This is a genomic window from Blautia sp. OF03-15BH (genome assembly GCF_003463065.1).
GTDB lineage: Bacteria > Bacillota > Clostridia > Lachnospirales > Lachnospiraceae > Limivivens.
Window position 1 is genome coordinate 212,844 of record NZ_QSCM01000006.1, and the last position, 24,810, is coordinate 237,653.

At 44.7% G+C, this 24,810-nt stretch carries 17 protein-coding genes; all 17 read left to right on the plus strand.

What is annotated here, in order from left to right; genetic code table 11:
* Positions 1-133 precede the first annotated feature (133 nt).
* The 17 genes from vanR to DXA57_RS09070 all read left to right on the plus strand — a co-directional run bounded on the left by vanR (position 134) and on the right by DXA57_RS09070 (position 24,798).
* A complete protein-coding gene (vanR, locus tag DXA57_RS08990) occupies positions 134-829 on the plus strand; it encodes a VanR-ABDEGLN family response regulator transcription factor (protein ID WP_117766742.1) in 696 nt (231 codons plus the stop codon).
* Positions 819-2,003: a sensor histidine kinase gene (locus DXA57_RS08995; protein WP_243005755.1), complete on the plus strand. Its 1,185-nt coding sequence runs from the start codon at positions 819-821 to the stop codon at positions 2,001-2,003. Before vanR ends, DXA57_RS08995 begins: the two co-directional genes overlap by 11 nt.
* Entirely contained in the window at positions 2,000-2,992 is a 993-nt protein-coding gene (gene srtB, locus DXA57_RS09000) for a class B sortase (protein WP_158571276.1), read from the plus strand. The genes DXA57_RS08995 and srtB overlap by 4 nt, the downstream gene beginning before the upstream one ends.
* 46 nt (positions 2,993-3,038) lie before the next feature.
* The gene (locus tag DXA57_RS09005) at positions 3,039-3,755 is read left to right on the plus strand and encodes an NAD-dependent protein deacylase (protein WP_117766748.1); all 717 of its coding nucleotides are present in this window, start codon (positions 3,039-3,041) and stop codon (positions 3,753-3,755) included.
* A 21-nt stretch (positions 3,756-3,776) separates the two neighbouring features.
* Entirely contained in the window at positions 3,777-3,965 is a 189-nt protein-coding gene (locus DXA57_RS09010) for a DUF951 domain-containing protein (RefSeq protein ID WP_117766750.1), read from the plus strand.
* 261 nt (positions 3,966-4,226) lie between these two features.
* The gene (locus DXA57_RS09015) at positions 4,227-5,324 is read left to right on the plus strand and encodes a GntR family transcriptional regulator (RefSeq protein WP_117766752.1); all 1,098 of its coding nucleotides are present in this window, start codon (positions 4,227-4,229) and stop codon (positions 5,322-5,324) included.
* A 33-nt stretch (positions 5,325-5,357) separates the two neighbouring features.
* On the plus strand, positions 5,358-6,299 hold the full coding sequence (locus tag DXA57_RS09020; protein WP_117766754.1) for an ABC transporter permease: 942 nt from the start codon (positions 5,358-5,360) through the stop codon (positions 6,297-6,299).
* A gap of 16 nt (positions 6,300-6,315) precedes the next feature.
* Entirely contained in the window at positions 6,316-7,677 is a 1,362-nt protein-coding gene (locus DXA57_RS09025) for an ABC transporter permease (RefSeq protein WP_117766756.1), read from the plus strand.
* 8 nt (positions 7,678-7,685) lie between these two features.
* Positions 7,686-8,720, plus strand: coding sequence for an ABC transporter ATP-binding protein (locus tag DXA57_RS09030; RefSeq protein WP_117766758.1), 1,035 nt, complete (start codon positions 7,686-7,688; stop codon positions 8,718-8,720).
* A complete protein-coding gene (locus tag DXA57_RS09035) occupies positions 8,713-9,726 on the plus strand; it encodes an ABC transporter ATP-binding protein (RefSeq protein ID WP_117766760.1) in 1,014 nt (337 codons plus the stop codon). Before DXA57_RS09030 ends, DXA57_RS09035 begins: the two co-directional genes overlap by 8 nt.
* Before the next feature lie 64 nt (positions 9,727-9,790).
* Positions 9,791-11,470 (plus strand): peptide ABC transporter substrate-binding protein, encoded by a 1,680-nt coding sequence (locus tag DXA57_RS09040; RefSeq protein WP_117766762.1) that lies wholly within the window; start codon positions 9,791-9,793, stop codon positions 11,468-11,470.
* 112 nt (positions 11,471-11,582) lie between these two features.
* Positions 11,583-13,691: an alpha-L-fucosidase gene (locus DXA57_RS09045; RefSeq protein WP_117766764.1), complete on the plus strand. Its 2,109-nt coding sequence runs from the start codon at positions 11,583-11,585 to the stop codon at positions 13,689-13,691.
* 16 nt (positions 13,692-13,707) lie between these two features.
* Complete coding sequence (gene pepT, locus DXA57_RS09050) at positions 13,708-14,928, plus strand: peptidase T (protein ID WP_117766766.1); 1,221 nt, start codon at positions 13,708-13,710, stop codon at positions 14,926-14,928.
* A 25-nt stretch (positions 14,929-14,953) separates the two neighbouring features.
* Positions 14,954-16,195, plus strand: a complete 1,242-nt coding sequence (gene pepT / locus DXA57_RS09055; RefSeq protein ID WP_117766768.1) for a peptidase T — start codon at positions 14,954-14,956, stop codon at positions 16,193-16,195.
* A 304-nt stretch (positions 16,196-16,499) separates the two neighbouring features.
* The gene (locus DXA57_RS09060; protein WP_117766770.1) at positions 16,500-18,953 is read left to right on the plus strand and encodes a LuxR C-terminal-related transcriptional regulator; all 2,454 of its coding nucleotides are present in this window, start codon (positions 16,500-16,502) and stop codon (positions 18,951-18,953) included.
* 29 nt (positions 18,954-18,982) lie between these two features.
* Positions 18,983-20,215, plus strand: coding sequence for a bacterial transcriptional activator domain-containing protein (locus tag DXA57_RS09065; protein WP_117766772.1), 1,233 nt, complete (start codon positions 18,983-18,985; stop codon positions 20,213-20,215).
* Between the two features lie 140 nt (positions 20,216-20,355).
* Positions 20,356-24,798 carry an NPCBM/NEW2 domain-containing protein gene (locus DXA57_RS09070; protein ID WP_117766774.1) on the plus strand — a complete coding sequence of 1,481 codons (4,443 nt, stop codon included), beginning with the start codon at positions 20,356-20,358 and terminating at the stop codon, positions 24,796-24,798.
* Positions 24,799-24,810: the final 12 nt, after the last annotated feature.

The window sequence follows — 24,810 nt, forward strand, 5'->3', positions numbered from 1 at the left end:
CTGAAAACCTGAGAAAAGACTGCTGCACCGGGGGAGGAAACATGGCGCTGACAGACACAGAAGACTTTTTCCGGCTGTGTGTCACTGCCATGCCTTTGGTGCAGCAGTTCTGTTGTTACGAGGAGGCATAAAAATGGGGAGTAAAGTATTGATCGTAGACGATGAAAGGGAAATTGCCGACGTAGTAGAGCTTTACCTGAAAAACGAGAATTATCAGGTCGTGAAGTGCTACAATGGCCGTGATGCCCTGGAGGCTGTGGAGAAAGAAAAACCGGATCTGGCACTTCTTGATGTGATGCTGCCGGATATCGACGGTTTCACGATCCTGCAGAAGATCCGGGAAAAGTATACATTTCCGGTGATCATGCTGACGGCAAAGACAGAATATATGGATAAGATCAACGGGCTGACACTGGGAGCGGACGATTACATCGCCAAACCCTTTAACCCTCTGGAGCTCATGGCCCGTGTCAAAGCCCAGCTCCGGCGTTCTACCAAATACAATGAAGGAAACCGTCCGCAGGAAGATATCATTGATTTCGGCGGTCTTTTCCTGAACCGCAATACACATGAATGTATTTATAATGAAAGAGAGCTGACACTGACACCGATCGAGTTCGATATTCTCTGGATCCTCTGCGAAAACCGGGGGCAGGTCATCAGCTCCGAGCAGCTTTTTGAACAGGTATGGAAGGAAAAATACTATAAAAACAGCAATAATACGGTAATGGTCCATATCCGTCATCTCCGTGAAAAAATGAGCGGACCGACGGGAAAATCGGATTTCATCAAGACCGTCTGGGGAGTTGGATACCGCGTTGAAAAATAATTACCGGAAATTAAAATGGAGCCTGATGCTCCGCACGGTGCTGATGGCGTTTTTTTCCATGGCAGTGGGATATATCGTCCTGGTTTTTCTGATCGACGGAGTCCTGCAGGACAGTTTTCCGACGATCATCATCCATCTTCTGATGAAGTCCGGGATGGACCGGGCAGAGGCCAACCGCTTCTACGGCATGGTCTTTATGCAGAATAAAGGACTTTTTATGGCTCTGGGCTTCATTGTTCTGTTTCTGATCTTTTTCTACCTAGCCATGTCCAAAGTGACCAGCTACCTCAACAACATCGGGGCAGAGATTGAAAACATTCTCAGTGATTCCGAGGCACCTGTGACTCTGGAACCGGAACTGAAGCCGATTTCTGAAAAACTGAATACCTTGAAAATGACTCTGAAACGCCGGGAATATGAAGCAATGGAGAGCGAGCAGAGAAAAAATGACCTGGTGGTCTTTCTGGCACATGATCTGAAGACACCGCTGACTTCTATCATCGCCTATCTCACCATGCTGGACGAGCAGTCGGAGCTTTCGGAGGAAGACAGGGAAAAATATATCCATATTTCTCTGGAAAAATCCATCCGTCTGGGTGAACTGATCAGCGAATTCTTTGAAATCACCCGTTTTAATCTTCAGGATATCGTGCTTCAGAAGGAAACGCTGGATATTTCCATGATGCTGGAGCAGCTGGCCGATGAAAGCTATGCGGTGCTGGCGGAAAAATCACTGACCTGCTCTATCCACACGGATGACAACCTTCTGGTGGATGCAGATCCGGACAAGCTGGCCAGGGTTTTTGACAATCTTCTGAGAAATGCCATCGCTTACAGTTATCCTGGCACGAACATTGATATCCGTGCCTTTGGAGAGCAGAAGGATATCATCATCACCTTTTCCAACCAGGGCGATCAGATCCCCCCGCAGAAGCTGAACTTTATTTTTGAGAAATTCTATCGGGTGGACAATGCCAGACAGAGCCGGACCGGCGGTGCCGGACTGGGGCTTTCCATTGCAAAAGAGATCGTGGAACTGCATGGAGGAGCCATTGCGGCGTCCAGCAGCCCGGTCTGCACCCGGTTTACCGTAAAGCTTCCAAGGCATGAGGAAGAGCAGCAGGCAGCAGCGAAAAAATGGGGACGCATTGCGAAAAACGGAGGGAAAGAATGAGAAAATCAAAGAAAAAGAAGACCATCGGTGATCTGATCTGGAGAGTTGTTTTTCTTGCAGCGCTGGCTGTTTTCTGCTACTGTGCCTTTCAGCTGATCATCATCTATCTGGAATACAAGAAGGGCACGGATGAATATTCTTCTCTGGAACAGAAATACGTGTCGGAGGGGATGTTCACCGAGAATGAAACGGGTGGTGCCTCCGGTGGCGAAAACAGAGGAGAAACAGACAAAAACGGAGAACCTGTTTCCTCTCAGACGGATGCTTCCGGGGCAGAGACCGATTCCGAAGGAGAAACGGCCAAAGATAAGACAGACCTCGAGAAAGAACCTTATACGACAGGAGAGACCGAGACAGAGATCGAAACGGATGAAAAAGGGCAGACCACGGTGAGATCCTATCTGGTACTCAAAAATCCGGTGGATTTTGAAAGTCTGCAGAAGGTAAACGAGGACATCATTGGCTGGATCCGCGTCAGTGCCTTAGGAATCAGTTATCCGATCGCCCAGAGTACGGATAATGACTATTATCTTCACAGAACCTTTGAACGGGTAGACAACTTTGCCGGCTGCATTTTTATGGAATATCAGAACCACAGTGATTTTTCGGATAAAAACACGATCATTTACGGCCATAATATGAAGAACGGCTCCATGTTTGGTACACTCCGGAAATTTTATGAGGACGAGGTTTACGAAAAAGCTCCTTATTTCTGGATCTACACACCGGATAAGATCTATCGGTATGACATTTTCTCCTGCGCAGAGGTGGCGGTAGACAGCCTGGCATACCAGATCACATTTTCCGAAGAAGGAAGTTTTGATCAATTCATCCGTGATGCCTACGACCGTTCGGTGGTGAAGGGAAATGATATCAAGGTGACAGCGGAAGACAAGATCGTGACGCTTTCCACCTGTACCGGAAATGAAGCCACGCGCTTTATCGTACAGGGAAAACTGGCAAGGACCTATATAGCGAAAAAGAAATGACAGATCCTGAGGGGCAGGAGCCCATTGAGAAAGAAGGAAACAGAATATGGATGAAAAGATCGAAAGGCTGAAAGAATGGATCGAGGGCAGTGAAAACATTGTGTTTTTCGGAGGTGCGGGTGTTTCTACAGAAAGCGGGATCCCCGATTTCCGAAGTCAGGACGGACTGTATAACCAGGAATATGCCTATCCTCCGGAAACCATCTTGAGTCATACCTTTTTCATGAGAAATCCGAAGGAATTTTACCGGTTCTATAAAAACAAGATGCTGGTTCTGGATGCCGAACCCAATGTGGCTCACCGGAAACTGGCCCAGTGGGAGCAGGAAGGCCGCCTGAAGGCAGTCATCACCCAGAATATCGATGGTCTGCACCAGAAGGCCGGAAGCAAAGAGGTACTGGAGCTCCATGGCAGCATCCACAGGAATTACTGTACGCGCTGCGGCAAATTTTTTGATGCGGAATATATGCAGAAGGCGGAAGGTGTGCCTCACTGTACCTGCGGCGGTCTCATCAAGCCGGATGTGGTTCTTTATGAGGAGGGGCTGGATATGCAGGTGATCTCCAAAGCGATCCGCTATATTTCCAATGCCGATGTTCTGATCGTGGGCGGCACTTCTCTTGTGGTCTATCCGGCAGCCGGTCTGATCGACTATTACAATGGAAAAAAACTGGTGATGGTCAATAAGTCCGTCACACCAAAGGATGCGGGAGCGGATCTTCTGGTGCAGGGAAGCATCGGGGAGATCTTTTCCAGGATCTAAAGAAGAAACGGAGAGAAAAGAATGGATTATCAGGTGGGAGACATTGTCAAGCTGAAAAAGCCTCATCCCTGTGGCAGCCATGAATGGGAGATCCTCCGGGTAGGAGCGGATTTCCGGCTCAAATGCACCGGCTGTGGCCACCAGGTCATGCTGGCACGGAAACTGGTAGAAAAAAACACCAGGGGACTGAAGAAAAAAGAAGAAGGATAAGATAAAACAAAGGCGTCGGAGAAGATCTCCGGCGCTTTTTGCGTTTACAGGTAACACAGATTTTGAAAAAATGTTTACATAAAATATTGGTGATAATCACGAAAAAAGAGAATTCAATAATGAATAACCAAAAGTGTATTGACAATTAACAAGCTGAATGCTATAGTTAAGTTGTCATAACAAGTATAAAAATGACATGACAAATAAAATACATTATCGAAAAAACGCATTGGGGCAGAAAAATAATCAGGAGGAAATGTTATGACAAATTCAAAGGCGAAATATATGATGATCGAGCAGAGCATTATCGATAAGATCAAAAAAAATGTATATCGGCCAAATGATAAAATAGAGAGTGAATATGAGTTGTGCAATATTTATCATGCCAGCAGGATTACCATTCGTCGAGCCTTAGATGATTTATGTGTTCAAAACATTCTGTACCGGAGACAGGGTGCGGGAACGTTTGTACATGAAAATGCAAAAAACTTTATTGGAAGTGGCGGGAAGAAACAGGTTCTTGTGATCACACCCTATCTTTCCAGACTAATGAGTAATGTGGCACAGACATATTTGCCAAAAATTTATGAGAATATCGATAATAATCGGTATACGGTGAATACGGTCATGGAGCCTGCAAATGAAGAGTATGAAAATGAATTCATTAATAACTTGCAGAGCCAGAATGTTGCAGGAGTCATCTATTATTATTCCGATCGAGTAAGCGTTTTGGAGAAACTGCGACAATTAGGTATTCCTGTAGTTCTGATCGATCTTGAACCCAAAGATAATCCATTTGACATAGTAACGGGCGAGGACTTTGAGAGTGCTTACCGTGCCACTTTAAATCTGATTAATTGCGGCTGTCGGAAAATCGGTTTTTTTTCACAGTTTTCTATAGGAATGTCTACTTCAGATCTTAGAGAAGCAGGAATCAGACAGGCACTGGAAGATAATGATTTACATCTGGAAGAAAAGTATTTCTGTCATTGTGTGCCGGATAGTGCTCTGGTCGAGAACAGAGACTCCAATTGGCTCTTGGAAGCAGCAGAAACATATTTAAAACAAAATCAGGATTTGGATGCAGTAATCACAGCAAATGATGATTCGGCCTTTCCTCTTCTCGGAGCTGCACAGGAATTGAATATATCAATTCCGGAAAAATTAAAAGTAATCAGTTATGGAAATTATTCTATGTGTAATCTGCCGTTGATCAATCTTACTTCTTATGAGCAGAGCCTTGGAAAATATGCAGAGGAAGCGATCAAACTGCTCTGTGAACGAATGGAAGGAAAACTTCCAAATTTGGTCCAGCGTAGAATTGTTAAGTATAAATTGATCAAACGGGGTACTTTTTAACAAAAACAGCAGATTTGGAAAGGAGCGAGAAGATTGTTCAAGTACATTTTAAAACGCGTAGCTGCATCTGCAGTTACCCTGCTTTTGGTTGCAGCGATCACTTTTCTGGCAATGAATGCAATTCCTGGAAATCCGTTTCTGGATGAGAACACAACCGTGGAGCAAATGGAAATTGCGAATGCGAAATATGGTCTTGATCAGCCATTGCTTGTGCAGATGAAGAATTATTTATTGAATTATCTGCATGGAGACATGGGAGAATCTTTGAAAATGCAGCGTGGAACTCCAGTGAAGGACATTATTTTTGGTCAGGGAAAATTTGAACTTTCCATACAGCTTGGAGTGTTAGCTTTATTTTTAACCGTTCTTATGGGAATCCCGCTCGGATGTATTGCAGCGTATAATCGTGGTAAAGCTGTTGATAATTTTCTAAATGTATTTAGTACAGTAGGAATCGCGGCTCCAAATTTTGTTGTTGCAACATTGTTGCTGACGCTTCTTTCGGTAAAATTAGGAATCTTGCCAGCGGTATCCGGAAGTTTTAACGATCCAAAAGCGATCATTATGCCGGCTATTGCATTGAGCCTTTATTATGTCTGTTATGTGGCAAAGCTAACAAGAACCAGTATGCTGGATGCGATCAATCAGGATTATATCCGGACAGCCAGAGCCAAAGGTCTGAGAACAGGCAGTTTGATTTTCAAACATGCACTTCGTAATGCGTTAATTCCGGTTGTTACTTATCTGGGCCCATTGACAGCAGGACTGCTTTGTGGAGGTTTTGTAGTAGAAACAACGTTTGGAGTTCCCGGATTGGGTCGTTATTTTGTTTCCAGTATAATAGACAGAGATTATCCGATTATTATGGCAACAACAATCGTGCTCTCAACCTTAATCATCGGAATGAATCTGATTGTAGATATAGTTTATAAAATAGTTGACCCGAGAATTTCCTTAAGCGGAACAAACAACTGAGAAAAGGTGGACGGATATGAGTGGGATGAATTGGAAAAATATTCGGATCAACAGTCCGAAGGATTTGGAAGGCCTGACGCTGCCAGATGAATTGTTTGAACCGGTGTCAGCGGATGAAAAAGCGAAAAATGCAGAGGATAACAGAAAAAGCATAACCTATTGGCAGGATGCGTGGAGGCGTTTTAAAGCAAATACAGTAGCTATGGTTGCTTCGGTGGTGTTTATTCTGATTTTGATCTTTGCATTTGCAGGACCTTTTTTCATTCCTTACAGTTATGAAAGTCAGTACAGAAACAGTGTAAAGCTGGGTCCCATGGAATATTCGGATGTGGAATTGGAAGAGCAGGAAGTATTGAAAAATTATGATGCTGTTTTCTGCACGAATATGATGGAAGGATCCTTGAAATCCTTAAGTAAGGGTAGTTATTACATAAAAGCAGGCGGAAAGAAATATTACTTTACAAGAGAAAAAACATTATCCAATAGTTACATCCTGTATGATAAAGATACAGAGGAGAAGTTGTTTATAGCCAGTTCCAAGGATGTGCAGGAGGATGGGACTTTTTCAGAAACAAAACCTTTGGAATATACACTGGATGCCATTGAAGGGGCAAAACGTATCGATATGATCAAAAAAGTAGTTCCGCATGTTTTGGGAACAGATTCTGCCGGACGTGATATTATGTCCAGATGTATGTATGGAACAAGGGTATCGTTGATTATAGGAATCGCAGCAGCATTGATCGTTCTGGTGATCGGCGCATTGATCGGATCCATTGCAGGTCTGGTAGGCGGCAAAGTGGATTTCGTGATCATGCGTATCATCGATATCATTATTTCTATTCCGACTACCTTGATGGTTCTGTTGCTTCAAGTTGTGCTTAGTGCTCCTTTGCAGGCCTGGTTTGATTCTTCCCATACTGCATTCGCAAGAGCAATGCGAGATCTTGGTGTGGGAATAGTAAGTATGTTTATCGTGTTTGCATTGTTGTATTGGGTGAGCATGGCCAGACTTGTACGAGGACAGGTATTGCAGTTAAAGGGAATGGAATTTATCACAGCAGAAGAAGTTTTAGGCGCAGAAAAGAAACGTATTATTTTACGTCATCTGCTTCCGAATTGCGTAGGTCAGCTGGTAATTGCGACCTGTCTGCAGATTCCCTCAGCTATATTTACAGAATCCTTTTTGTCTTACCTGGGAATCGGAGTAGCAGCACCTATGGCAAGTCTTGGTTCCATGTGTTCGGAAGCACTTGCAACATTATCTGTATATCCGCATCGATTGATCTGCCCGGCATTGATTCTTAGTGTGCTGGTATTGTCTCTTAATCTGATTGGCGACGGTCTGCGCGACGCACTGGATCCGAGACTGAAATAGGAGGACTTATGGCTGAAAAGACAGATTATGTGAAGAAGGACAAACCTCTTCTCAAAGTAGATAATTTGAAAGTATCCTTTTTTACTCCAGCAGGAGAAGTAAAGGCGGTAAACGGTATTTCCTATGAACTTCATGAAAATGAAATTATGGGAATAGTAGGAGAATCCGGTTCCGGAAAGAGTGTGGAAGCCTATACCATTATGGGACTTCTGGCAGGTTCAGGAAAAGTATGCGGAGGAAGCATTGAATTTGAAGGAAAAGATCTCCTGCATCTTTCCAGGAAAGAAATGTCAGACCTGCAGGGAAATGAAATGAGTATTATCTTCCAGAACCCGATGACCTGTTTGAACCCGGTATATACCATCGGAAATCAGTTAGTGGAAGTAGTACGGCGCCATGATAAGAGCATATCAAAAAAGGAAGCAACACAAAGAGCAATCGATATTCTCACAGAGGTTGGTATCAATAATGCGGAAAAACGAATCAAACAGTATCCTCATGAATTATCTGGTGGTATGCGTCAGCGTGTAATGATTGCCATGGGATTGATCTGTAATCCAAAACTTTTGATTGCAGATGAACCGACCACTGCTTTGGATGTAACAACACAGGAGCAGATTCTGCAGCTGATGAAAAAATTGCAGAAAATACATCATACAGCGATTATTTTTATCACACATAATCTAGGTGTAGTTGCTGAGATCTGTGATTCTGTATCTGTTATGTATGCCGGACATATTGTGGAACAGGGAAAAATCGAAGATATTTTCTATCATATGAAGCATCCTTACACAGAAGGTTTGATTGCTTCTATGCCGCGAATCGACATTGTGAATCATGAACGTTTAAATCCGATCGAGGGAAGTCCGGTGGATCTTCTTAATCCGCCGAAAGGATGTTGTTTTGCTCCGCGATGTGGAAAGTGCATGAGAATATGTCAGGAGCAGGAGCCTCCTTATGTAAAAGTGGGAGAAAACAATCATATATCGGCCTGTTGGCTTCATGTACTCGAGATGAAGAAGGAGGCAGAAAAGAATGGTTGAAAAGAATAAAGCAAATGATCGCCAGGTATTGATCAAGGTAGAACATCTTGTAAAACATTTCCCTATCAAAAGTGGCTTTCTTCAGCCGAAGAAAGCAGTTCATGCAGTGGAAAATGTCAGCTTTGAAATTTTTAAAGGCGAAACCTTGGGGTTGGTAGGCGAATCCGGATGTGGTAAAACAACACTGGGACGTACTGTGATCCGTCTATATGAACCAACATCAGGAAGGATTACATATGATGGAGAGGTCATTTTTGACAGCGAAACAAAAACTGCAGTTCCAATGAAACCTTACAGGGAAAAAATGCAGATGATCTTTCAGGATCCTTCAGCATCACTGGATCCCCGTATGACGGTTGGAGAGATCATAGGAGAAGCACTGGATATTCATCATAAGACAAAAAATAAAGAAGAACGGAAGGAAAAAGTCAAAGAGTTGCTTGGCATTGTAGGACTGAATACAGAACATGCCAACCGTTTCCCGCATGAGTTTTCCGGTGGACAGCAGCAAAGAGTTGGAATCGCCAGAGCTCTGGCAGTAAATCCGGAGTTTATTGTCTGTGATGAGCCGATTTCTGCACTGGATGTTTCTATTCAGGCGCAGGTAATTAATATGATGGAAGATCTGCAGGATAAGCTGGGTCTTACGTATCTGTTTATTGCTCATGATATTTCGGTGGTCCGGCACATATCGGATCGAATTGGTGTCATGTATCTTGGAGGTATGGTGGAGTTGGCAGAAAGCTATGAATTGTGTTCGAAGCCTTTGCACCCATATACGCAGTCGCTTCTGGCAGCAGTTCCGATCCCGGATCCGGAACTGACCCGTTCCAGGTCCAGAATGGCGATGACGGGAGAAATCCCAAGTCCGATCAATCCACCTTCCGGTTGCCGATTCCATACAAGATGTCAGCATTGCAGTGAAATCTGTAAGATGGAAAGTCCGGAACTGAGAGAAGTGGAAAAAGGGCATTTTGTTGCCTGCCATCTTTTTCATAAAGATTAAAGGTCATGATACACAGATATCAAAAAAAATTGATATATAAAAAACACGAATAAGGAGGAACAGTATGAAGAGAAAAGCATTAGCAACATTTTTCATTGCATGTGGATGCCTTGCAATGGTATTTGGTGGTACAAATGTAAGGGCGGATGAGGAGTTTACCATCGATGCAGCTACCGGTTATTCCGAGCCTCATTCCATGGATCCTACGCTTACTACCGGTGGAGACCAGTATGAAATCATTGTTCATATGGAAGAAGGACTGATGAAGTTTGCACCGACTACTGAAGCAGTTGGAACAAATCCGGAAGAAATGGCAGCAGAAATTGTTCCGGGTCAGGCAGAATCTTATGAATATGATGAAGATACTCTGACGTATACGTTCCACCTTCGTGATGATATCGTATGGAACGATGGAACACCGGTAACTGCCGATCAGTTTGTATATGCATGGCAGAGACTGGTTGATCCGAACACAGCGTCAAGTAATGGCTCACTGCTTAATGCGATCGTTAAAAATGCAGCTGCGATCAATGCAGGTGAGATGGATCCCAGTGAATTAGGCGTGGAAGCACCGGATGATAAGACTCTGGTTGTTACTCTGGAAAACAGTTGTGCATATTTCCTGGAGTTAACCTGTTCTTCTCAGTTAATGCCTCTTCGTCAGGATGTGATCGAAGGAAATGATACCTGGACAGAAGCTGGAACATACTGTGCAAATGGTCCTTATGTGATGACTGAGTGGGTACATGACAGTTACATCACCTTGGAGAAAAACGAAAAATATTATGATTATGAAAATTTAGGCCCGGATAAGATCACTTTCCATCTTTCTGACAGCCAGACTTCGAATCTTGCTGCATATCAGTCTGGTGACTATGATTTTATCAGTGGTGTGCCGGCAGATCAGATCGAAGCACTCGAAGCATCCGGAGATCTGTTTGTAAATCCGAGATGTAACTGTACATATCTTTATCTGAACGTAGATTCCATGACAGACTGGAGAGTACGTGCGGCAGTACTTCTGGCAATTGACAGAGATAACATTGTAGAGAATGTAACACAGGATGGTTCTACAGCTGCCATTTCTCTTATTCCGGAAGCAATCACAACCAGTGAAGGAGAGTCCTGGCCGGATGCAGTAGGTGAAGTAATGTATAGCTGGCTTCAGGAACAGTACCCGGATTACGATCTGTCTGACTATGTTGGAAGATGTGAACTTGCACAGCAGCTGTATCAGGAGGCTGTTGATGACGGATGGAATCCCGATACCTCAATGGATTATCAGTACAACACCAGTGATACCAATAAAGCAATCGCAGAAGCAGTTCAGTCTGACCTTTCCAATGTACTTGGCATCAATGTAACGCTGAACAACATTGACTCTGCCGGATATACACAGACAATTTCCCAGGGAGGTTTCTACATTGCCCGTCTTGGATATGGTCTGAGCTACAATGATGCGATCGGATATTTCAATCTGTTTGGATCAAACGGAAGCTTTGAGTATTCCGGATGGAGCAACGAGAAATATGATGAACTGGTTGCACAGGCACATACGATGAAAGCAGGAACGGAAAGAGATAAGGTTCTTGAAGAAATTGAAGCAATCATGTTTACGGACGAAGGTTTCTCTATTTGTCCTCTGTATGATGGCAGTTATACCTACTGCATGGACAGTACTCTGAAAGGAGTATTTTATCCGGCAATTGAAGGTGTGACCATCTTCTCATATGCAGAAAAATAGAATTTAATTGTTTCTTTGAAAAAAGTGTCAAGAAATATTCATTGACACTTTTTTCTATAACAGGCCAAGATTTTTAGTATTATCAAAAAATAAGAAGATAGGAAAAAGGAAAATGTCTGATAAATATAAATATACATATAGAGGTTATCTCTGTGATCATCATTCACCGGATCCCCCGGTTGTAAATTTTGACAAACTGAATGCAGAGGAATGCGAACGCTTCCTGAAAGAAGCAAACATTGACCATGTGATGGTCTATACAAAAGATCATTGGGGTAATTCCTATTATGACACGAAGGTTGGTAAAAAGCATCCGGCTCTGGGAGAAAGAGACTGGATCGCTGAAATAAAACCGGTTCTTGAAAAATTAAATATTGAATTTACGGCATATTACTGCTTTGAGTATGACAATTATATTACAAAAGCGCATCCGGAATGGTCTTGTATGACAAAGGACGGACAAAAACTGGTCTGCGGAATGCCGGATAATTCCAGTAATGCCAAATGGGGAATGCCCTGTATGTCCAGCGACTATCGGAAATATGCGTTGGAGCAGCTGAAAGAAGTGGTGAGAAACTATCATCCGGACTCCCTTTTTATTGATATTTTTGGAAAATCGTTGTGCTATTGTGATACCTGTAAAAAGCGTTACAGAGAGCGTTTTGGAATGGAGATGCCGGAAACAGAAGAGGATATGATCCGTTACAACAAGGATCTTGCAACATTTCTGGATGATGATTCAGAAGAACTTCTGGATGAAGTGAAAGCGGAATTGAAGGCTATTGATCCTTCACTGGCGATCACTGTGAATTTTTCCTCTCATTACAGAAAGAGCACCAGAGACAAGCTGGATTACATGTATACGGAGCCATGGGCAGGAAACTGGCTGTCAGGTGCTTACACCAGAGATACTTCCGGGGGGCGTCATCCTCAGTTAGGTCCGGGAAATGTATCACAGATTTTCAATTACCAGCCAGATAGCATTTATGAACTGGCAGCAGCAGAAATTGCAGCACAGGACTGTCATGTGTTTATGTACAGCGAATCCATGCGGCGGGATGGCAGCCTGGAGTTTGAAGAAGCACAAAAGATCGGAAAAACTTATCGGGAGATTGAAAAAATTGAGCCGTATCTTGGAAACAGAAAGGTACACGCGGATGTATGTATTCTTCAGAGTGATCTTTCTGATACTCTGAAGGTGACAAAGTCCATTCCAATCCGTAGCGTTTCCCGTACAAAGATCAGCGGTAAACACAGAGAAGCGCTTCTTGGAGCCATGAAACTGTGTGATTATTCCAAAATATCCTGGTGTCTGGTGCCGGAACTGGATCTTGATCTTAATAAAATGAAGGAATTTAAAGCGGTGATCATTCCTTCGGTAGCTTATATCAGTGAGGATATGGCAAAAGACCTGGAAAGATATGTCTATGAGGGTGGTGTAGTTCTGATTTCAGGGGAAAGCGGACTTTCCGATGCAGATGGAAAAGAACGGGAAGAATTTCTTTTGAAAGACCTTATGGGACTGTCTTTGGAACGCAAAAATGATGATTATATACAGAATCCGTGGAGTGCCTACATTCAGCCCAAAACGTCACCTGTGTGGAAACATTCATCAGAAACCACACCTCCGATAAATGGTACCGTTTTGAATTGTCAGCTTACAGATCCATCGAATATGGTGTTGTATGGTACATTTATCAATCCTGCTGTTGGTTTATCTGATACGACGTGGGTAAACTGGGGAAGTCCGCTTCCGGGAGAAGACACGGGATATCCGGCTATTACAGAACATGTTGTCGGAGATGGAAAGGTAATCAGTTTCTGTTTTGATTTTTTTGCTTTGATCAATGAAAACTTTATCTGGACGAAAAAAGTGCTGACAGATTTACTGTTGTATCTGTTTAAACCGAGTGTTTTTCTGGCTACAGAATATGTGAATATGGCAGAATATGCTCTTTACGAAAAAACAGCCGAAAACGAAGGACAGCAGGAATGGATTTTCCACGAGCTGTCTGCCTGTGCAAGACTGACAGGAGGAGACACACCACTCATTCCGGGCGGCGAACTGCAGATTGACGGAGCAGATATCTCATTGGAAAAAGTATTTCAGGTTTTCCCGGAGAAGAAGGAGATTGCATTTACTGTAGATGAAGAAAACAAATATCATATTCCTTTGAATCCACTTCGGATCCACAGGGTTTATCAGCTGATTGGAAAATAGAACAGGGGATGAAGCGATGAGAGCCTATGAAAGATTTTTGAAATATGTTGTTATCAATACCCGCAGTGATGATATGACCGGAAGAACACCCAGTAGTGAAGGACAATTTGATCTTGCCAGACTCCTGGTAGAAGAAATGCATCAGATTGGTATAGAGGATGCGTATGTAGATGATAAATGCTATGTCTACGGAAGTATTCCGGCAACATCCGGTTATGAGGAAGTTCCCTGTGTGATGTTTTGTGCACATTTGGATACAGCAGCTTTCAATGCTGAAAATGTACGGCCACAGCTCGTTGAAAATTATAACGGTGAAGAGATTCCTCTTGGAAAGAGTGGAAAAGTACTTTCACCGAAAAAGTTTCCTGATCTTAAGGAATTAGTAGGACAAACACTGATCGTGACGGATGGGACTACATTGCTTGGAGCCGATGATAAAGCAGGAATTGCAGAAATCATGACTATGGCAGAAACGGTCATTCGCGAGAAACTGCCTCATGGCAGACTGGCTTTCAGCTTTCCGCCGGATGAAGAAATCTGTGCAGGCGCAAAAGATCTTGATCTTGAGAAGCTTGGTGCCGATGTTGGCTATACGGTGGATGGTGGAAAAGTAGGTATGGTTCAGTATGAGAACTTCAATGCGGCTCTTGTACAGATTTCCATTCAGGGCTTCGGTGTTCATCCTGGAAGTGCAAAAGATGTCATGGTCAATGCTTTGCTTGTGGCAAATGAGTTGAATAACATGCTCCCCTCTGGTGATATACCGAGAAATACCACTGGATATGAAGGATTTTTCCATGTAACAAAATGGAACGGAACTCCGGATGAATGTACGATGGAATATATTATCCGGGATCATGACAGAGCTCTTTTTGAAGCAAGAAAAAAATGCATAATGCATATTGCGGAGCTTCTCAATGACAGATATGGAAAAGATACAGTAAAAATTACCATAACCGATGAGTATTTCAATATGGCAGATGTGATCAAGGAGCATTATGAACTGATCGAGTATGCGGTTCAGGCAGTTCGTATGGCTGGTGAAAAGGAAATCATTAAGCCTATTCGAGGTGGTACAGACGGCTGTCAGCTGAGTTTTCGAGGTTTACCCTGTCCGGATATCGGAACAGGAGTTTACGGTCACCATGGGCCTTTTGAACATATTACCGTGGAAGCGTTAGATAAAGTGACAGAGATTCTTTTAAATGTAGTGCGGCTGTTTGCAGAACACAAATAAAAAGAGATAAAGGACTGGAATAAAAATGGAATTCTATGATCAGGTAAAAGAGCGATTGATTCGATATGCTAAAGTTGATACACATTCAGATCGCAGTAGTCAGACTTTTCCTACTACCTCCAATCAGTTCGATCTGGCCAGAATGCTTGCGGATGAGATGCGTGAAATAGGCATTTCAGAGGTGTATCTTGATGAAAAAACTTTTTATACTTATGGGTGTATTCCTTCTAATTTACCAGAGGGAGAAGGAAGAACGATTGGTTTTATCACCCATATTGATACGGCGCCGGATGCCAGTGGAAAAGATGTCAAACCCTGGGTGTTGAATCATTATGATGGAGGGGATATTCTCCTGAATAAAGAAAAAAGTATTGTAATGACAACCGAAGAATTTCCAAATCTTCTGCAGTATGTCGGTCAGGACCTGATCCTGACCGATGGCACTACCTTGCTTGGTGGGGATGATAAGGCTGGAATTGCAGCAGTGATGACAATGGCAGAATATCTCTTGAAACATCCGGAAGTTGCTCATGGAAAGATCAGCATTGCGTTTACTCCCGATGAGGAATCGAACGGGCTTGCCGAATTTCTGGATTTTCAGCGTTTCGGCTCGCCTATTGCTTATACATTAGACGGAGATCATCTGGGATATTATATCGATAACACTTTTTATGCATCAGGGGCAGCTTTAAGTGTACATGGCTTAAGCGTACATACAGGTACTGCAAAGGGAATTATGAGAAATGCGGCAGATATCGCAGTGGAATTTCAGCAGATGCTGCCAGCTCTGGAAAAACCTCAATACACATCAGGCAAGGAAGGCTTTTATCATGTAACAGGATGTGTGGCTGACTGTGAAAATGCCAGGGTGGATCTGCTCATCAGAGATTTTGATCTGGAAAAATTTGAGGCGAGAAATGCATTTATTCGTTCCTGCGCACAAAAGCTTGCAGAAAAATACGGAAAAGAAAACATTCACCTTGATTTACGGGAACAGTATCGCAATCTGAACGAGGTAGTAAGTAAAGTGCCCTTTATGATAGATTATCTGAAAAAGGCGATACAAGAATGTGGTCTTACTCCGAAGACGGAACCGTTTCGGGGCGGAACAGACGGATCTTCCTTATCTTTTCGGGGGATTCCGTGTCCAAATCTGTCGGCTGGTTACGAAAACGCCCATGGGCGTTTCGAATATGTTCCGATCCAGTCTATGGTAAAAAATGTAGAGATTCTATTGAAGCTTTGTGAGACCTATGCAAAAGATTAAAACATTATCTTTTTAGGAGTATAAGAATGAAAACGGGGAGCTATCAGCTTCCCGTTTTTTCTATATACCCCCACACACAATTTTCACGTTACCACTACAGCGTTTTCGAAATAACCAGACCATTGACTTGTCTGCAATCAAATCTGCATCCTGCGTGAATGATCCGGTTATTTTCGAAACACTGTACTAGCCATTCGGTTAGTGTACAAAACACGGACTGACTGTTATAATCTAACCATAATCCTTCACCAGGCTTGGTCTGTGGTATGCCATAGATCAGGGTGTCAGGAAGGGGGCGAAACGAATGGAAACAACAAAGAAAGAGCGGCTGTGTTACATCCGCCCGGTCAGGGCGTTCCGCCGTATGAAGAGTGCGGATGAAGACAGTCAGACCGTATATATATTCGGTATTACGGGAATTGGCAAGACCGAATTTTTCACCCGTTATCTGAACGGAATGGAATACAGGCTTCTGAATGGAAGAAAAATAGATCCGGAAGCCTTGAAACCGAAAAAAAAGGAAACCCGACAGATCATTGTCATCGATGATCTTCATGACCTGGTTTTTGATCCGAATCAGGAAGAAGTCAAAGAACTGATCACAAAGCTGGCAGTAAGAGAGGATATCTGGCTGATCCTGGCAGGGAGAAGCCCTGTTCCACCCTGGTTAGCGCCGATCCGCTACCGGGAAATGTTCTGTATCATCAATGAGGAGCGCCTGCTCTTTGACGAACGGATGGAAGAACAGTATGTAAGCCGGAGAAATATGATCCTCACTGAAAAACAGCAGACCATTATGAAGGCTTACTGTCACGGAGTACCTGTTGGCTGGCAGGTTTCTTACGATGCCTATTATCGATTCAGACAATTGAAAAAAGACCCATCCGGACCTTTTGATGATCAGGAATTTGAAATACTGATTGAGAATGCCAAAGACCAGATGTGGGACTATCTGGAATATCACGTCTATGATCAGTGGGAAGTCCAGCTGCAGGAGTTTCTGATGGAAGTCTCGATTGTGGACCAGTTTACGATCCGGCTGGCAGAGATGATCACTGGCCGGTTGGATGTGGAAATGCTGGTTGAGAAAAGCAAATGGCTGGGAAATTTCATGGTGGAAGACCGGAAAGGGAAAGAGACCTGTTATTATCTGCGTGAGGAAATGCTGACCAGCATGAGAAGACGGCTGAAAAAGCGGTATTCGATGGAAAAGCAGAAAAAGCTCTATGAAAATGCAGGTCTTTATTACCAGCTGAAAAGAGAGCCTATGAAGGCATTGGCTATGTATGAAGCGGTCGGTGATACGGAACGGATCGCCTCCATTCTGGTAGACAATGCGAGGATGACACCAAACAACGGCTACTATTACGAATTGAAAAAGTATTACCTGGATCTGCCAGAGGAACGCGTTCTGGAAAGTCCGGAGTTGATGAAAGGCTTAAGTATGCTTCAGTCTCTGCTCTTGAATATTTCCGAGAGTGAGCGCTGGTATCAGGAACTGAAAGAGTATGAGAAAAAATATACAGGAAGCCAGAAGAGAGTAGCCAGAGAGCAGCTTTTGTATCTGGATATCGCTCTTCCGCACAGGGGGATCGAAGGGATAGCGGAGATCCTCAAAGAAGCTTATGACCTGTTGAAAGAGAATAAAGTCCATCTGCAGGAATTTTCCATTACGGCGAACCAGCCCTCTCTGATGAACGGCGAAAAAGATTTTTGTGACTGGAGTTTTCAGGACATCGAAATCATGCAGAGCATGGAAAAGATCATGGAAGGCATTTTTGGAAGTTACGGAAAAGGTCTTGCAAATCTGGCTGTTGCAGAAAGCATGTTTGAAAAAGGCGGAGACAATTATGAAGTGGCAATGCTGGCGAATAAAGGCAGGATGCAGGCGGATGCAGGCGGCAGGATCGAGCAGTGTTTCGTAGGAGACGGGATTTTATCCTGGCTTCATATCATCAACGGCAAGGCTTCGGAGGCAGAAGATCTTCTGAAGCGTTTTTACCGGAAAGCGGAGCAGGAGGGGGCAGAACGACTTTTTGCGAACATCAGGACCTTTCTGACACGCTGTTATCTGTACGAAGGAAAAACAGAAGAAATAAAGGAATGGATGGAAAAAGCACCGGATGAAGAAATGGGCTTCTGCATTTATGACCGTTTTCAGTATCTGACAAAAGCCCGGTGTTATCTTCTGGAAGGAAGAAACGAACAGGCATACAATCTTCTGATCAAGTGTAACTATTATGCGAAGATCATGAAGCGACCTTATCTGGAAATGGAAGGACAGCTTCTGGCTGCGATCGCAGAGTATCGTATGGGAAAAAACGACTGGGATCTTCTTCTGAAGAAAGCTCTGACGGAGATCGAGCACTATGGCTTTGTCCGGATCGTGACAAGAGAGGGAGCTGCACTTCTGCCGCTTGTCCATAAAACCTCCTGGAAACCGACGGAGCCGGAGGAAAATAAAGAACAGGCCGCAAAAAACAGACAGTTCTGGAAGAAAGTACAGGCCGAACTTGAAAAAATGGCACAATTCTATCCTTCTTATCTTGACAGCGGGATAGAAGAGGTCTATCTGAGTGATACCATGATGAAGATCTTAAGGCTTCAGGCCGAAGGGCTTTCAAAGGAGAAAATTGCAGAAGAATTGAACATGTCTGTCAGCAATGTAAAATATCATACCCAGCAGATCTATAGAAAGCTGCGGGTATCCAACAAGGCGGAAGCTGTTCGTGAAGCAGGAAGAAGAGGCTGGATCTAGGTGATCTGCAACAAAGGGGGGAAGAGAGCATGTATACAGATACGGAAATCATAAAAGTGAATCTTATGGGGCGGTTTCAGATTTCCTGTGGAGATAAGATCCTGGACGAAGACAAGATCTGTTCCGCAAAAGGGATCAGGCTCCTCACCCTGCTTCTTTTGAACCGCAAAAAGCTGGTGACGCTGCAGGAAATGGAGGAATTTCTCTCTGCTTCGAATACAAGAAGTGAGTCTGGAAACAGCAGCGGGTACATAAAAAATCTGGTTTACCGGATGCGGAATGTATTGAAGCAGATGGGAGACAGCAGTTATATCATAAGCAAATATAAAAGTTACGCCTGGAATCCGGAAATCCCTGTGGTGATGGATGTGGATGTTTTTGAGGATTTTTATGAAAAAGCAGGAAAGCAGGAGAATCAGGAAGAAAAGAAGCATTGTTACGAAGAAGCGCTGCAGGTTTACCGGCCGATGACGGAAGTACTGATGGGAGAGTACTGGATGGTCAGCATTGATGCCTATTATGCGGCACTCCGTCTGGAAATGGTGAAAAACCTGGCAGTCATCTATGAGCAGGAGGAGAACTGGGAAGATCTCATCCGTCTGTGCCGGGATACGATCAAGAGCGAGCCGCTGGACGAGGAACTGCGCGCCTGGCTTCTGACTGGACTGATCCGGCAGAAGAAAGTACAGGAAGCCCTGAAGGAATACGAAAATGCGGAAAAGGTTTGGAATGAGCAGCTGGGCGGCTACAAACCGGAGTGTGCAGAAAAGCTTTATCAGGAGATCATGGCGATCAACCAGGGAAAAGACGAAGAAATACAGAAGATTGCCGAGATCGTCCGGGAAAACATGGAAGAAAAAGGAGCTTATTCCTGCGAACAGGGTGTTTTTTATCAGTTCTGCAGCATTGAGGCCAGAAAAATCCTGCGAAAAGAGACAGAAAGCAGTCTTGTCCTGTTTACTCTATGCGTAAAGGGACTGGAGGAGCAGTCCAGAAGAAAGAACTTTGTCCTGAAATATGCCAGAAATAATTTCAGAACCTGTCTCAGCCAGCAGCTGCGTCTTGGCGACGTGATCTCCAGTCTGGGTTCCCGGCAGTTCGCAGCGCTGCTTTCGGATTGTCCGTATGAGGACTGTGAAAAAGTAGTCAGCCGTGTCCTACGGACCTTTAAGAAGGCTTATCCGAATACCAGTGTGGAGATCTGCTACGAGACTGCACGGCTGGGAGATTCTGAAAAAGATCTGCTTGGTTTTGTACAGTAAAAGAGATCGTCTGAGAGATTTCTCGGGCGGTCTTTTTTTGTCGGATTTTGCCAGAATTTACAAAGGAATCGGTTTACTTTTATACTAAAGTGCTTTATACTTTTATAAAAAGAGCAGCAGGATGAAGGGAGGAAAAATACATGTTTTGTCAGGAATGTGGACAGAAATTACCAGAGGGAGCAAAGCATTGTCCATATTGCGGAGCAATGGTGGAAGCCGCTCCGCCGCCGGAACCGGAAGAAACATCTTTGAAGCGGGAAGAGGAAGGTGTGCCGGAGGAAGTGTTCTCTCCGGAACCGAATGATCCGGAAGAGAAAACCCCGCCGCCCGTGAAAAAAACACAGAAACCAAAGCCGCAGCCGCCGGCTCCGGAAAAAGCCGGGAAGCACGGAAAAACAGGGCTTTATGCGCTGATCGGGCTTGCGGCAGTGCTTGTTCTTGTGGTGGTATTCATCAAAGGAGTCTTTGGCGGCGGAAATGAGATATCGGTCATGGACTGTGTGAAGGTGACAGTCAGTGGTGTGGACACAAAGGGAACCGCATATTTTGATCTGGATATACAGCCGATCCTGGATGCAGTGGCAAAAAAGTCACCTCTGACGGAACGGATGCGCGAAGATATTTATGAGCGGACTTCTGATCTCTATAAAGACATTGCCATTTCACCGATCAGTGAGCTTTCCAATGGGGATAAGGTCAAGGTCAGCAGCAACGTGGATCCGAAGCTTCTGAATGATTACAAAGTGAAGCTGAAAAACGGCGATAAGACCATCAAAGTAGAAACCCTTGTGAAGGTTCAGGATGTGAAGGTCAAAGATTATATGACGGTCAGATTTTCCGGCTTTGACGGCAGTGGAAGTGTCTATATGGATCAGGATTATGATGCACTGAAGGAAGCTGTTGCTGCACTGATCCGCAAAGCAGATTCCTCCGAAGAAGCAGAAACCTATATCGAACAGACGCTTTCTTCTGTGCTCTATCAGATTTCCTGCATTTATGACGGGGAAAATGATCTGAAAAACGGCGATGAAGTCACGTATCTGTTCAGCGGACCGGAATATATCGAGAAGTATGGCATCCACTTTGTATATGAAGAGATTTCTGCAAAAGCAGAAGGGCTGCTTCCCGTGGAGACCATTTCTCTTCCGGAGTATCTGACGCTGACGGCAAGCGGCATCAATGGCAGCGCTTATGTGACGGTTTCTCTGGATGAAGAAAAACTGACTTCCTATTTAAAGGAGATCTTTGAGAAAGAACAGCGGGGAGCTTACGGAGCAGCAGGAGAGACTTTTGATGCTGCAGCGGAAGCGGAGGTAGCCGCAGGTAATGTGAAGAGTGCCTGGAGAGATCAGTTTGATACCTCGGTGGCTCCTGAAGAGGCGGTTTCCAACGGGGATCAGGTGACCGTGACCGTGACTCCGTCCTACGAGGAAGAGCAGGTAACCATGCAGAGCAATGGTTTGATCCTGACTGGTGGAACGAAAAGTGATACCATAGAGGGGCTGGGCGATTATCATCTCGGCATTGCTTCTACGGAGGATACAGAGGTGCGAAAGCTTCTCGCTCCATATGAAGGAGAAATTGAAAATACCTTTGAAAACAAAAAGGAGGAGATCACAAACCAGGTATCGGATACCGGCTGGATCGCCTGGGATCAGGTGGCTGGCGGAAAAGTAACGCCGGTATTGGAACAGCTTCAGCTTGTTCCCTGGGATGGAGACGAGAACTATGAAGCAGGAAATCTTCTGACAGCCATTTATCATATGACGCTTCCGATACGTCAGTTTAACCGTTCCATGACAACGCTGGATCTTTATTATGGAATGAGTTTCGATTCTGTAGTAAAGCAGGCGGACGGAACACTGAGCATGAACTATGATCCGAGTACCAGGTTCTTTATCGGAAAAGAAGATCTGGACAGCTGGCTTACCGACAATAAGAGTTACATGCTGGCGAACGGCAAAAATGCAGCGGAAGAGGATGTGACAGCAGATCTTTCCGAAACAGCTGAGACAGAAGCCGGAACGGAGACAGAAACGGAAGGAAGCACCGAGGCGGCAGAAGTGATCTCTGTGGAAGCACCACAGGCGGCTGCGCTTCCTGATGCAGCGGCAAACCAGGCGGCAGCCATGATCACTTATGAGGGACATATTTATGCGAGATATGATCTGCCTCTGAATTATACGCAGGCTGAGAAGTTCTGTGAACAGGCCGGTGGTCATCTGGTAACCATCACCTCCTGGCAGGAAAGCCGGGTTGTCAGAAGCATTCTTGAAGATGCAGCTTATAGTGAGTACTGGCTCGGAGCCAGCGATGAAGAATGGGAAGGAGGCTGGAAGTGGCTGACCGGTGAAACCTTTGACTGGACCAACTGGAATGACAGCCAGCCGGACAACTATGATGGAAATGAGGATTTCCTGACGATCTCTTCCTACTACGGAAGCTGGAATGACCGTCCGGCTGATGCGGAGGATATCGGCTTTCTCCTGGAGATCGAACCTGCATCCGAAGGAACGCCTTCCGGAGAATATGACCTGCTGGCAGATCTCACGGCAGCTTCCGGCACCAATTTTGATATCTGGAATGAACTGGAAGATCCTTATGGAAACAGGCATTTCGGCAGCCCGGTCCTGGATGCTTCCGAAAACGGTCAGGTAAAATATGAACTGGGTGGAAAATACAGCCTGTTCACTGCAAACTTAAGTACCTGGAATGATGCAGAGAGTGACGCTTCCTTTGAACTTGCGATCTGGGGAGACGGAAAACTGCTCTACAGCCGTTACAATTACCGGAAGACGGATGCACCTGAGATGATCGCTCTGAATGTTACCGGTGTGGATAAGCTTTCCATCCAGGCGGCAAACCGTGGAGCTTATAGCAATGGTTTCCTTTGCCTGAATGAGGCGAAGTGCTGGAAAAATACAGCAGCAGAGCTTCCGGCAGAAACCGTGGACCAGTTGAGTGATCTGGTGCTCATTGACAGCTATGAGTATGGCGATTACAGTATTCGTGGCATGAATACGGATGTCTATGGAAATGTACATGAAGACTGGTATGATTTCGCTGAAGAGGATGAGGCAAGAGCTGTCTTTAAACTGGGTGGAAAATATACCAGCTTTGAAGGAATGGTCCTTACCGGAATCGGCGATTATGATATCAGCGACAGCGCTGATCTGGAGATCTCTCTGGATGGAACCGTGGTTTATTCTGTAAATGATCTGACTCTTTATCAGGGCGGACAGAGCTTTTCTCTGGATGTGACGGGGAAAGAGATCCTGGAGATCCGCGGTTCAGGAGCGGCATATCTTGCAGATTCCAGACTGATCCGTCCGGCAGAAGCCGTTTCCGCGGAAAAAGAGCGCTACACCTTCCCGGAGCTTCCGGAGGCTGTGGCAAGCCGGGCGGCCGGTTCCCGCATCTATAAAAATAAGAAATACTACCGTTTTGATCAGGAGCTGACCTGGAGCCAGGCAGATGCTTTCTGCAAAGCTGCCGGCGGAACCCTGGCAATGCCGAAGACAGAAGCGGAAAACAGTGCGGTCTATGATCTGATCGATGATGGAAACAGCAGCTATTACTGGCTGGGCGGCAGTAAATCAGGAAACAACTGGCTCTGGAACGATGGAGAGGCGATCACGGACGGATACTGGGGCAGCAGCCAGCCGGATAACCACGAGGAAAATGAAAACCTCCTCTGCATGTATTCTTATGATGATTCCTGGAATGATATTTCCGACCAGAATCTTGGCTTTGTGCTGGAACTTACTGCAGCAGAAGCTTCGGATGAGAATGCTGTCCTGCTTACCGGTATGGAGTGGCAGGAAACTTCTTATGCAGAGAGTGTGAAGGCTTATAACGGCGATGAAATTTATCTGAACAGTGTTAAATTCTATGCTTCAGAGAATGGATATCTCCGGACGGACCTGAACGGTGCTTATCAGACATTGAGCGGGATCGTAGATGTATCTTCCGATGCTTCGGTAAATGGTGATTTTTACTTTGCTGTTTTCGGAGATGGAAAGCTTCTATATGAAAGAAAGAGTTTCTCGAAAAAGGATCCCCAGGAAGTATTTTCTGTGGATGTGTCCGGCGTGAAGCAGCTTTGTGTAAAAACAGCCAATCATGGCGCTTATGACAGCGGATATCTCTATCTCATCGAGCCGGAGCTTACGAAGGCAGAAACACCGGCTTCTTCCGGTATCGCAAGGATCTCGGATCTGGTATTGGTAGATGGTGTCGGAGAAAGCAGCATTTCCAGACTTTTCGTAGATTCTTACGGGGAACTGCATGATGGCTGTCTGAAGCTTTCCTCGGGAGAGAATGCAAAAGTGACTTACAATACAGGCGGAAGCTGCACTTCCTTCACAGGAAAACTGGCTGCCGGTGAGGATACTTCTTATGAGGGCAGTATTTCTCTGAAGATCTATGGTGACGGAAATCAACTGTATGAGGTGACGGATTTTGGAAAACTGTCCGGAACCCAGAGCTTTGAGGTGGATATCACAGGCTGCCAGGTGCTGGAGATCGAGACAACGGGAGATTCCGGCTCCGCCATTTATCTGGTAGATGAGCAGCTGAAATAGTGTAGCGTTTTC